Here is a 12,578-nt window from a genome sequence, read left to right as displayed (position 1 = left end):
GTTTAAGATTGGGCATTGTCGACTCCATAGCTGACGTTTACTTGCTTGAGCCAATGAAACCAGTGGATTATTGAGCGTATAGCCGATTAGACTCGTTTACGAAAAATCACGATAATCACAGCAATAACGGCCAAAATCATACAGTACCAAGCATTAGATACTGCCACTAATGGACTAATGGTAAACACCGAGGCAATTAATAATGCTTGGGCACCATGGGGGATTAATCCCTGAATGATACAAGCAAAAATATCTAAAATACTCGCCGCGCGTTTTGGCGAAACGCCATGTTTTTCAGCAAGCTCTTTAGCAATATCACCCGTTACCACAATCGACACGGTATTGTTAGCCACGCAAGTGTTCGTCGCGGCAACAATAGCGGCCATTCCTAGCTCTGCCGCTCGGCTTGATGCTTCACCATTAGCTTTAGAAAAACGACGGATTAAGGCTTCAATTTGGTTACTGACAAAGATTAATCCACCTTGTTGCTGCATTAATGCCGCTAAGCCACCCACTAGCATCGACAGAATAAAAATTTCCTGCATATTAGTAAAGCCAGTGTAAATATCATTACCAAATTGGATAACACTATAATCAGAGCTCAGCACGCCTGTCACGCCGGCTAATACTATTCCGAGGGACAAGACAACAAATACGTTTAACCCGGCCACAGCCAACACCAGAATGGTTAAATACGGTAATACTTTTAAGATTTCAATGTCCTGAGCTGCAATATCTGCTTGGCCCTGACCAACAAACGAAAAAGCAATCAAGGTGAGGATCGACGCTGGGATCGAAAACACTAAATTCTCACGGAACTTGTCTTTCATTTCACAACCTTGAGTACGCGTTGCCGCAATCGTGGTATCAGAAATAATCGATAAATTGTCACCAAATAATGCGCCCGACATGACTGCCCCCGCCATTAAGGCATAATCAATTTGCGCTTGATCAGCCACGCCTAATGCCACAGGAGCAACCGCAGCAATCGTGCCCATCGATGTGCCCATCGAGGTTGCAATAAAAGCGGCAATAACGAAAAAGCCCGGTAGCAATAGATTAGATGGAATAAACGATAAGCCAAGTGCAACAGTAGCATCAACACCGCCAGTGGCTTTAGCCACTGCAGCAAAAGCCCCCGCTAATAAATAAATTAAACACATAGCAATAATATTGCTGTGGCCAATCCCTTCAATAAAGGTTTCTATCGCATTATTGATGCGCTGTTTTGATAACAATATTGCCAATACAATGGCAGGTAAAATAGCAATCACACTGGGTAATTGGTAGAACGCATAATCAATACCCTGACTTTGAAAATATAAGCCAGCGCCAATGAATAATCCTAAAAACAAAAATAATGGTAATAATGCCACAAACGATGCGGGGCTATTTGGCTCCGTGGTGGCTGATGAAGTAGCTTTAGTCAAAGTGATCTCTCTTTATCTTAACGAATTGGGATTGTCGGATGAGAAAAGCGAGTACGACTCAATCTCGGTCATCGGTGATTATTTAACAACACAGTGAATGCTGCTAAATATTGCAGTCGCATCATAACAAGTTGTGCCAAGAATAAGAGAACTCTTCACCACTGTCAATCTAGACGTCTAGACTTCTTTGCTTCCAGGGCGTTTTTTATTCTAAACCTCAAAAAATGCTACAAATATTTTACATAAACATAATCAATTTATCGATTAATCGCTATTTTTACAGCAAAAAATTGATTTACGTTAATATTGCCCTTTGGCTGATTTGTTATTGTGAAAGTTCTCACTGAACGATTAATTGACCTATTCCATGACTGTAAATCATCAAGTTACCGGCTAGCGATAACAGCCGCGACTTCATCATCATAGGTGAAATATGCAGCACAAACCCGATAGGATCAGCGCGATGAAGCAACTCATTGCCCAAGTAAAACAGACTTTTCCATTAGATTCAGCTGATATCTTTCGTTGTGGTCCAGCCAATACCTGTGTTGGTTGCCCAAAAAAACTATTGGAGCTTGTTGATGCGGAACTCACCTACTGGGAATCAGCGATTAACCAAGGCATAACGCCTTCATTTGGTGATATCAGTCGCTTTGGTAAATTGTGTAGCAATGTCAGTCGTGGTTTAAAACGCAATAATATTCCAATCCAAGAGTAAATAACCGCAAACAAGTTAACAAAACCCGAGGCGGCATAATAACAAAAAGCCCACGAGAAGTGGGCTTAGTCAACTTGAGTTACTCACTCCGTTATTCGTCAGTATCACCTAATGATAATAACGTCGCATTGCCGCCAATTGCGGTAATGTTATTGGTACGAGTTTTTTCAGTTACAAAACGGGTTAAGTAATGTGGACCACCAGCTTTAGGGCCTGTACCCGATAATCCTTGACCACCAAATGGCTGCACACCAACAACGGCGCCAATTTGGTTGCGGTTAATATACACATTACCCACATTGACTTTATCAGCAAGGTTTAACGCATGGCCTTCGTTACGGCTATGGATCCCCAAAGTTAAGCCAAATCCGGTACTATTGATTTCATCAATCACTTTGCCTAAATCAGCCGCTTTATAACGGATAACATGCAAAATCGGTCCAAAATGCTCTTTTTCAAGCATTTTTATCGAATTGATTTCAACCGCTGTCGGCGCAACAAAATGGCCCTTTTCAGTACCAGCAGGTAACTCAAGTTTATTTATCAACTTACCTACTTGGCTAATATGATCAATATGAGCATCCAAGTTAGCTTTGGCAGTTGCGTCAATCACTGGGCCTACGTCTATTTTCACAGAACTTGGGTTACCAATGACTAATTGCTCCATCGCACCTTTCATCACTTCAATGACGCGATCGGCAATATCTTCTTGCAAAAACAATACTCGTAATGCCGAACAACGCTGACCTGCACTGGTAAATGATGACGATACAACATCATTCACAACTTGCTCTGGTTGTGAGGTTGAATCAACTACCATGGCATTTTGACCGCCAGTTTCAGCGATCAATGGAATAATTGCACCATCGCGATTAGCCAAGGTACGGTTAATCAATTTAGCCGTGCCAGTGGAACCGGTAAAACACACACCGCCAATACGTTCATCAGCAGTGATTGCAGAACCAACCACAGCGCCAGTTCCTGGAAGGAACTGCAACACATCGGTAGGAATACCGGCTTGATGTGCCAGTTGCACTGCGCGATAACCGATTAAACAGGTTTGCTCTGCAGGCTTGGCAATAACCGTATTACCTGCTGCAAGGGCTGCAGAGACTTGGCCTAAGAAAATAGCGAGTGGGAAGTTCCATGGGCTGATACACACAAAAATCCCGCGACCTTGTAAAAACAGTTCGTTTAACTCACCTGTTGGGCCTGGAAGCAATTCTGGCTGGGCCATCATTTTCTTAGCTTGAACGGCGTAGTAACGACAAAAATCGACGGCTTCGCGAACTTCATCAATACCGTCTTGAATACTCTTACCCGCTTCACGAGTACATAACACAATCAGTTCTTCACGATTTTCTTCGAGTAAATCGGCCAACTTTTGCAGTGCATTGGCACGCGTTTCAACCGCAGTACGAGCCCAACCACCAAAAGCAGCATCAGCACTCGCAATGGCTTGCTCAATGGCATTAGCATCAGCAAAAGCAACAGTACCTACCGTTAATGAGGTGTCGTATGGACTGACCACAGTTTGCACTTCGCCGGTTAAGGTTTTGCCATTGACCAGCGGGCCTGCGGTCCACTGGGTATCGCTAAATGTATCTAGTGCAGCAAAAAATGGCTCTGACTCAGAAATAATATTCATGTTTAATCCTTTAGAGTTTTTACGTTCTGCACCAAAAATATCAGCTGGTTGAACAATTTTACGATTCGCTAAGCTCTTGTAGCCCAATAATGTCACCAGTGGATGAACCACTAAACTCTCAATTGGCGTATTAGGGTCAACAAGTTTATGCACAAATGAGGTATTGGCACCATTTTCCAGTAAGCGACGGACTAAATACGGCAGTAAATCTTTGTGAGCGCCAATGGGGGCATAAATACGCACAGCCTTAGCACCGCTTTCAGCTAACATGGTGTCGTATAGCTCTTGGCCCATACCGTGTAAACGTTGAAATTCGTATAAGCGATCACCCGCCATAGCATCAATGCTAGCGACGGTTTGCGCATTATGGGTGGCAAATTGTGGATAAATAGCACCGCGAGTGGCATCAGACAACAAATAGCGTGCACAAGCTAAATAAGACACATCAGTGCCCGCTTTACGGGTGTACAGTGGGTAACCAGCTTCGCCAGCTTGTTGGGCCCATTTAAGCTCGCTATCCCAGTAAGCACCTTTAACCAAGCGAAGTGGAATTTCATCACCTTGATCTTTAGCAAGACGTGTTAACCAGCACAACACAGGTAAACAACGCTTAGAATACGCTTGAACCACAATGCCCAGTAACCCCCAACCTTTGGCAGCTTCTGACTGATAAAGTTGCTTAAACAACTTTAACGACAGCTCAAGGCGGTCAACTTCTTCTGCATCAATAGAAATACCGATATTCAAGGCGCGGGCTTGGACAATTAATTTAACTACCGAGTCGTATAGTTCTGTTAATACGCGGTCTTCATTAGCAACTTCATAACGAGGATGCAATGCTGACAATTTAATAGAAATTGTCGGTCTTGGAGCGTTGCCAACATCATATTGCTGTGCACCTAAATCATCAATAGCGTTGCTATAATCCATAAAGTACTTGAGCGCATCAGTGGCCGTTAACGCAGCTTCACCAAGCATGTCATAACTGTGGGTATAACCTAACTTACGTTTAGCTTCGCTGTTTTTAAGGGCTTCTTTAACATCGCGCCCTAACACAAACTGCTTACCCATGATCTTCATCGCCGCTAGCATAGCTTGACGGATCATTGGCTCACCAACACGATTAACGAGACGTTTGAGTATGTGACTTGGCGAACCATCAGTATTGCGATCTAACTTAACCAGTTTACCGGTTAACATTAAGCCCCATGTTGAAGCGTTAACCAATAACGAATCACTTCGATTAAGATGTTCATCCCACTTGGCACCAGATAACTTGTCTTGAATAAGCGCATCAGCAGTTTCTGCATCAGGAATACGCAGCAAGGCTTCTGCCAAGCACATTAAGATAATGCCTTCTTTCGTTTCTAAGCTGTATTGCTGCAAAAATGCATCAATACCAACCATAAGGCCTTTCTTCTCAAACTGACGAACTTTACTGACGAGTTCATGGGCACGGCGTGTGACTTGTTCAATATCTTGTTCAGACGAAGGCACAAGCTTAATTAATTCAGACAGGTATTGCTCTTCATCGACAATATAGTTGTTGGTCACTGCAGTAAACAGTTCCTCAAGAGTGGCATTGTCATAGCAACCGCCCAGTACTTCACTCGCTTTGAACATAGTATTCGCTTCCATCTAGGTCAGGTTAAGGATGGTTATTATCGTTATTGAATGGACACTGTATTCACGAATTATTTATTTTGTATACAATGTACGATCTAATTTTCGGCGATTATACATTCAAAATGTGAACTTGGACACTCTAGTTAAATACTTGCTAATGATTGTTTGATTACGCTCACTGAAATGAATGAAAAAAATGTGTTATAGAAACAACAAAAACTAAATAAGTATTTGTTAAACAATCACTAAATAAAAATAAACCTAACTAAATATGAATAAATTTTATCAACAAAAAACACCATAAAAAAAGGCCAACGTTTGAATCATTGGCCTTTTTTAGCAATAAAATTTATCACACAAGTGTTGTCATCTTATCCATGACAATCTGATGATTGTTGGAGACATTACATCCAGCGACTTTTTTGACGGCGCTGCGGACGAGGCAAATATACCAATACAATACCGATTAAAGCCCCGATACCTGCTATTAATCCACCTTGTTGCCACATGTAGTAACGTTGATTATCAGCTACTTGCTTTACTTCTGACTTAGCTACATCCCGCTCTTCAATCGCTTTGGCTAACTCAGCACTTAACTCAGTCACCTTTGCGTTCGCCAGCGTTAAATACTCTTCGGTACTTTCAGTATTTTGCGTAATATTATTTAATTGCTCACTAGCTTGTTTTAGTTGCGCTTCCATCTCAGGAAAACGTTCACGAAAACTAGGCTGATCGGTTACTAAACTGCTTAATACCCAACCTTCACGACCTTTATGGTCGATAATTTGAGTGAAGTCACCTTGGGTATCACCTAATAAAGTAATAGGTTGACCCGCTTCAACACTGCCTATGATACGAAATTCAGTACCCGGTCCACCGTGGATATAGGTAAACACATCATCAGAAATGAAGCGCGTTGGCCCTTGGGCTGCAAATACGCCATTTGGCGCCAGTAAAAATATAAGAATTGAAAGTACTCTTAACACGGTATTTATCCAAACTCAGAAAACTTATCGTCATGCTATTTATTAAATGCTCTGAATGCAAGAAGGAAGTCATACGACTTCCTTCTTAAATACATTCAGCATTCACATTTTTGCTAATACTGCATGGCGTCTTCGTTATATTAACTAAAGATATTTTTAATAATAAAGAAGAACACAATAGACAGCGCTGCACCTGCTGGAAGGGTAATAACCCAAGACACCACGATGTTACGCACCACACCAATATTGATGGCTGCGATACCACGAGCCATACCCACACCCAACACGGCACCCACTAAAGTTTGCGTTGTTGAAATAGGTAAACCAGTACCAGAAGCAATCACAACCGTCGATGCTGCCGCTAATTCAGCAGCAAAACCACGACTTGGAGTTAAATGAGTAATATTTTTACCTATGGTTTGCATTACACGTTGACCAAAAATCGCCAAGCCCATAACAATACCAACAGCACCCAGTGGTAAAATCCACCATGCTAGAACAGCTTTAGCACCAATAACACCGCCACTTTCAACCACAGAAACAACCGCAGCTAAAGGACCAATCGCATTGGCAACATCGTTAGAACCATGAGCAAATGCCATACAACATGCAGTCACTACCATTAAAATAGCGAACACTTTTTCAACATTACCATACTGGGTTTTTAGGTCAGCTTTGTCGCTCATTTTTAAACGACTAATCGCTATTTTACCTAGAAAACCCACTAATGCTGCAACAGCTGTTGCTAGCACATACGCTTCAATTGTTGAAAAGTTTATCCCTACATGCGACAAGCCTTTAGTGATAGTCACAAGTGACATCACAAAACCTGCAAGGGCCATGTAAAAAGGCACATAACGCTTAGCACTCGCTAACGGATCATCGGTGTTAAAAATCAGCTTTTGTACACTTTGGAAAATAATAAAAGCAATAAAACCCGAAATGGCCGGAGTCACAACCCAAGAGCCAACGATACCGACAACTTTACCCCATTCAACAGCATCAGCACTGACGCCTACCGCGGCGAAACCGACAATAGCACCAATAATTGAGTGAGTTGTAGAAACAGGCCAGCCTAACGCTGACGCTACGACTAACCAAATACCCGCAGCAAGTAATGAGGCAATCATGCCGTATACCAATAATTCAGGTACATCAGTAAAATAACTTGCGTCGATAATACCTTTTCGAATTGTACTCGTGACTTCACCACCGGCTAAAAAAGCACCGGCGAACTCAAAGATCATTGCAATAATGATCGCTTGTTTAATAGTAATGGCATTAGAACCTACAGAGGTTCCCATTGCATTGGCTACGTCGTTTGCACCAATACCCCATGCCATCAAAAATCCAAATGCCGCCGCTATCATAATGAGCATAGGGCCGTTGGTGACTAATACATCAACCATGTTGTTTCCTTGATAACCTTTGTGATTAGTTACGAGCTAGCATTAGCTCTAGGCGGGAACCGACACGCTCAGCAATATCTGCTAAACCTCCTACCCATTCGATAATTTTATACATGAACATCACATCGATAGGATTCAATTCAGATTCTAATGCATATAACTGACGACGCACTTGAATTTGTAAATCATCTGAATCTTCTTCGATAAGATCTAATTCATTAATCATTTTGGCAACTAACTCAACTTCACGACCACGGAAACCGGTTTCGAGTAAGTCATCGAGCTCGTTAATAGCACGTTTTGCAAGCGATACTGCATCTAAACAACGCTTTAGATAAGCGCCAAAGGCAGCTTGCATTGGCTGAGGAAGGACTAATTCACGACCGATAATACGGCCAGAGATATCTTTTGCTTTGTTAGCGATTTTGTCCTGTTGAGTTAATAACTCAAGCAAGTCGGTACGCTCAACAGGCATGAACAATCCACCAGGAAGTGTTAGGCGAATTTCACGTTTAAGTGAGTCAGCATCTTTTTCCAACAAACTAATTTGTTTGCGTATCTTTACCGCTTCATCCCAGTCACCTGAGTTGGTTGCGTCAAAGAAAGGAACAAGAAGTGATGCACACTCATGTACTTTGTCGATATGCTGTTCTAAAGGCTTAAGAGGTGATTTTGCAAACACACCTAAAATAGAGTTTACTGGCATTGCCGTTTACCTATTTAATAAATTCCAGTTTGGAAAAAGCGGGCGCATGTTAACCCAAGCGTCCACATAATGAAACTGTGTTTTTTAATTTCGTACAACAGTTTCTCTGTTATCGTTGCTTAGTATATATGATGCGAGCAACGCTATCCTAAGAGATTTTTATTACAGCAATGTGACATTATGAAGATAACATGACGCATTAGTGAATATTTAATGACAAGGCAAATATAAAGTCAATGGACGCAGAAATAGAGTTAAAACTATTCATTCAATCACAACACCATGATTTTTTGAAAAAAATATTGAATGAATATCCAAATTCAACCCCACAAGGGCAGAAGAAACTCACCAACGGATATTTTGATACCGACGATTTACAACTGCGTCGTTGGGATATGGGCTTACGAGTAAGAGGCTTTGACAACCAACTCGAACAGACTATAAAAACAGCAGGCAGAGTGGTAGGAGGGATCCATTCTCGTCCTGAATATAATGTCAGCATAAATCAAAAAATGCCGGTTCTGTCACTTTTTCCAACAGAAATATGGCCAGTAGGAAATGATCTCGACAGTGTATCAAGATCACTAAAATGCATTTTTGAAACTAATTTTGAACGCCAAACTTGGCATATCTATCTCAATGACAGTTTGATTGAAGTTGCTTTAGATGTGGGTGAGATTATTGCGCAACATAAAATTGACCCCATTTGCGAACTCGAATTCGAATTACTTGCTGGTGATACTTCAGCCTTAATCCAATTGGCACGTGAAGTGGCTAAGTCAGTTCCCTTTCGTCTAGGCAAGGCCAGTAAAGCTCAGCGTGGCTATCAACTCGCGGGTAAGTCAAAACCTTTCTCAATCGAATCGATTGATCACGTCTGTTTGCCAAAAAACAATAATGTCCCCCAAGCCTTAAGCGCTATATTAGAAACAGCCATAGAGCGCTGGCAACTTATTGAAAATATATTAGTAACTGTCACTAATGATGTGGAGCGACAGTCAGTATTGTGGGGGGAATTACGCCGCTGCGTGCGCTTACTCAGACTCACCTTAAATCAATTTGGATTACTGGATCAGCACATTAGTCCATTATTTGATCACCTTGAACGTGCGCTAGAATTTGTGGGTCCATTGCAAAGCTGTTGTTTATTGCTGCAAGACGATGCCAACATGCTTGCCAATATCAGCAATAAAGCTGTTGTTTGCCAGCAACTCGAAAACCATATTAACGCAATGTCAATTTCAACCCAGCTAGCCTCGATATGGCAACACGCCGAGTATGGCCAATTACAATTAGCGCTAGTCGATTTGTTATTAACCACTGAAAATGGTCAACATCAATTCAATCAAGAGCCAGAATTAGACCTATTTGCCAACAAATTGCAGCAAGCCTCATGGAAACGTATTGGCAAATTAATGCCTATAACATCAGCAATGAGCAGCGAAGACTATCAAGATGTGGCAGATGCTCTTGATGAAAGCATCTTAGTGGGATTTGCTTATGGCGAAATATACCCAGCGAAAAAACGCGAGGCATTTCGCTTGCCTTGGCAAGACTTAGCATTAGGAATTAGTACTCTGTCTGCATACAAAATATTAAGGCTGCTTAGTGAGCTACATCAACTTGATATTGACACCTGGCTTGACAATAAAGAAACCAGTTTATTGTTTGCAATGGAGCAGTCACGTAAAAGCGCCTTAAAAGTACCTATCTACTGGTAAACTAAAACCTTATAACAACGGCTAACATCAATCATCGATTAAGCATTATTGATGATTGATGATTGATGATTGATGAAATAAGCCAAAATTAAAATCAGAACCCATTCAACAAAAAAAGCCAAAATATTCATTTTGGCTTTAGTAGTAAACAGATTAATGACCACCATGAAATTAACTAAATGAGGTTAATTAAATGAGGTTAACTAAATGAGGTTAACTATTCAGCCGGAGGTGTCGGCTCGCGATATAACTTAAGCAAATAATATGCATCAATGAGTACAATAAAAAAGTTCACTAACGCCACTGGAATTGCGTCTATCGCTAAACCATAAGCCACAAATAGACCAGCACCAATCAAGTTCCACCAGCGGAGTTTTTTAATGTTGGCCATCATCAGCGAAATCGCCACAACGACCGAGGCTAAGTAACCGACCCATTCCCAGATATTGATACTGTCCATGGATTTTCCTTATGGTAATATTCTGCATTACCTCATATGACCACTAACACGCTTAAGCAACAAAATAGATCCGATTTTAGCGCAGTGAATTATGCGGGGATCGCTTAATATTTAACTCAATATCTCATAAGCGCAACTCGGGATCATCAAGGCTAATCAAATAATCATCTTTAACCTATTATAGTCTATCGCTCGACCACAGCAGCTGTCATTCTTGAAATACAGCACAGTTGACCCGCGCTATTGTGGATCAATATTTCCCATACAGAACTGCGCTTGCCTATGTGTATTGGTTTTGTTGTTGCGGTTAACTCACCATTGCGTGATGCTTTTAAATGATTAGCGTTAATTTCTTGGCCAACACAATAGTAACGGGTAAAGTCGACCACAAAATTAGCTGCATAGCTGGCAACCGTTTCTGCTAACGCTACATTCGCGCCACCATGAACAATGCCTAATGGATTATGCACTGCTGGATTAGCGGGCATAGTCGCAACCATGTAATCATCGCCAATCTCAGTAATTTTAATGCCTAATGTTTGCATTAAGGTGCCCTTTTCATGCATCCCAGCATCTAAACGAGCACAATCTTCTAAAGTAACAGCCTTAAACCAAATACTCATTGTTAACATCCATTATTATTGTTATCAGAAAACCCAGTGTACTTATTAGCGTAAGCTTTTAAAAGATAACACTATCGATAAACCTGACAGATAAAATAGGAGCCTAAGCTCCTATTTTAATCACTCTATGAATCCATCAGCATATTAGCTGACTAATTCACTATGACTTTGATAGGTTTGTGCCCAACGTAATAATTCAACTCGGTTGCGAGATTCTGTTTTACGGAAAATAGACGAAATATGTGCTTTAACGGTATGTTCACTAATACACAACCGCTGGGCGATTTCTTTATTGCGAGCACCACTGGAAACAAGCTGAATAATGGTTCTTTCTCGATTGGTTAATCTTTGTAGAATGGCAACGGTATCGGAAGGGATTTCAGCACTGGTATCAAGTTTCTGAACTAAACGTCTAAAGATTTTACTGATCAATGGTCGGTCATACCATAATTCATCTGCCACCATTTTACGTAAACCCGTCAGCATTAAATCCATGCGCTGGTCACTGTACAATAAACCACGAACGCCGAGGAGTAATGCCGCTTCTTGATCGAGCGAGCCACGTTCAACTTGATATAATGCAACAGGAACATGCTCCACTAAACGCGACACTAACAAAGGAATACCTTTGCTGTCTAATGCGGCACCTTTTTGTGAAACAAGATAAAATTTATTGGATTTTTTTTCTAACTCAAGCTCAGCGGCATGTTTGACTATTCGAGTTTTCAACCCGATCGACTCAGCCAAAATAGCTAAATGGCAAGGTGCTGCGATTTGGTGTAAAAACACCAATTCATCGATATTTGAACTCATCACTCTTCTCCCTGAAAAGTATGTTATTGCCCAACGTACCTTGAGCACATCCTGAGATTATATACTATACGTAAATGAAGCTGGTTTACTAGCCTTAAGTACTAGGCAAAGCCTATTGTTTACTTTTATTTCACTCTATTAGCACATTTTTATAAGTGACTATTTATTGAATTTAAAGTGCAAAACTGCTCACTTAACACGGCACCAATCACGGTTAATCGCTTATTGTTAATCAAAGATTACTCTCATCAAAGACCTGTTATATGGCAAGGATAGTCAGTATTTTCTCGTATTTATGGCCATGGCGTAAGTCTAAGGTATGAATAATTAATTTGCCTGATTTTGTATCGCTTTGAACACTGATGTAACCCGGATAAGCAGATACGTTATATTGGCTTAACATCTGGAATTACCCCTAAGCACAGCGAACTAATCGAC

The 12,578-nt window shown here is 41.2% G+C and carries 11 protein-coding genes; 2 read left to right on the top strand and 9 right to left on the bottom strand.

The window, feature by feature from the left end; genetic code table 11:
* Positions 1-86: 86 nt before the first annotated feature.
* The gene (locus H5185_RS09150; protein WP_182723405.1) at positions 87-1,430 is read right to left on the bottom strand and encodes a Na+/H+ antiporter NhaC family protein; all 1,344 of its coding nucleotides are present in this window, start codon (positions 1,428-1,430) and stop codon (positions 87-89) included.
* 433 nt (positions 1,431-1,863) lie between these two features.
* Between H5185_RS09150 and H5185_RS09145 the strand changes: the two genes are divergently transcribed.
* Positions 1,864-2,148: a hypothetical protein gene (locus tag H5185_RS09145; RefSeq protein ID WP_182723404.1), complete on the top strand. Its 285-nt coding sequence runs from the start codon at positions 1,864-1,866 to the stop codon at positions 2,146-2,148.
* A 91-nt stretch (positions 2,149-2,239) separates the two neighbouring features.
* Here the strand turns inward: H5185_RS09145 and putA are convergent, their stop codons facing one another.
* The 4 genes from putA to H5185_RS09125 form a co-directional block, all read right to left on the bottom strand.
* Positions 2,240-5,434 carry a bifunctional proline dehydrogenase/L-glutamate gamma-semialdehyde dehydrogenase PutA gene (putA, locus tag H5185_RS09140; RefSeq protein ID WP_182741935.1) on the bottom strand — a complete coding sequence of 1,065 codons (3,195 nt, stop codon included), beginning with the start codon at positions 5,432-5,434 and terminating at the stop codon, positions 2,240-2,242.
* A 392-nt stretch (positions 5,435-5,826) separates the two neighbouring features.
* Entirely contained in the window at positions 5,827-6,408 is a 582-nt protein-coding gene (locus H5185_RS09135) for a TIGR04211 family SH3 domain-containing protein (RefSeq protein WP_182741934.1), read from the bottom strand.
* 140 nt (positions 6,409-6,548) lie between these two features.
* Positions 6,549-7,817 (bottom strand): inorganic phosphate transporter, encoded by a 1,269-nt coding sequence (locus H5185_RS09130; protein ID WP_124017334.1) that lies wholly within the window; start codon positions 7,815-7,817, stop codon positions 6,549-6,551.
* 25 nt (positions 7,818-7,842) lie between these two features.
* Positions 7,843-8,523 (bottom strand): TIGR00153 family protein, encoded by a 681-nt coding sequence (locus tag H5185_RS09125; RefSeq protein WP_124017333.1) that lies wholly within the window; start codon positions 8,521-8,523, stop codon positions 7,843-7,845.
* A 236-nt stretch (positions 8,524-8,759) separates the two neighbouring features.
* Between H5185_RS09125 and H5185_RS09120 the strand changes: the two genes are divergently transcribed.
* Complete coding sequence (locus H5185_RS09120; RefSeq protein WP_182741933.1) at positions 8,760-10,244, top strand: inorganic triphosphatase; 1,485 nt, start codon at positions 8,760-8,762, stop codon at positions 10,242-10,244.
* 217 nt (positions 10,245-10,461) lie between these two features.
* Here H5185_RS09120 and H5185_RS09115 read toward each other — a convergent pair whose 3' ends face one another.
* The 4 genes from H5185_RS09115 to H5185_RS09100 all read right to left on the bottom strand — a co-directional run bounded on the left by H5185_RS09115 (position 10,462) and on the right by H5185_RS09100 (position 12,543).
* Positions 10,462-10,704: a YgjV family protein gene (locus H5185_RS09115; protein WP_124017331.1), complete on the bottom strand. Its 243-nt coding sequence runs from the start codon at positions 10,702-10,704 to the stop codon at positions 10,462-10,464.
* A 185-nt stretch (positions 10,705-10,889) separates the two neighbouring features.
* A complete protein-coding gene (locus H5185_RS09110; RefSeq protein WP_124017330.1) occupies positions 10,890-11,327 on the bottom strand; it encodes a PaaI family thioesterase in 438 nt (145 codons plus the stop codon).
* Between the two features lie 144 nt (positions 11,328-11,471).
* Positions 11,472-12,140 (bottom strand): response regulator transcription factor, encoded by a 669-nt coding sequence (locus tag H5185_RS09105; RefSeq protein WP_124017329.1) that lies wholly within the window; start codon positions 12,138-12,140, stop codon positions 11,472-11,474.
* 259 nt (positions 12,141-12,399) lie between these two features.
* On the bottom strand, positions 12,400-12,543 hold the full coding sequence (locus H5185_RS09100; protein WP_182741932.1) for a hypothetical protein: 144 nt from the start codon (positions 12,541-12,543) through the stop codon (positions 12,400-12,402).
* Positions 12,544-12,578: the final 35 nt, after the last annotated feature.

This window comes from Shewanella sp. SG44-6 (assembly GCF_014164185.1).
In the GTDB taxonomy this organism is placed as follows: Bacteria; Pseudomonadota; Gammaproteobacteria; order Enterobacterales; family Shewanellaceae; genus Shewanella; species Shewanella vesiculosa.
Note: the sequence above shows the minus strand (reverse complement) of the source record. Positions and strands in the feature narration are given on the sequence as shown.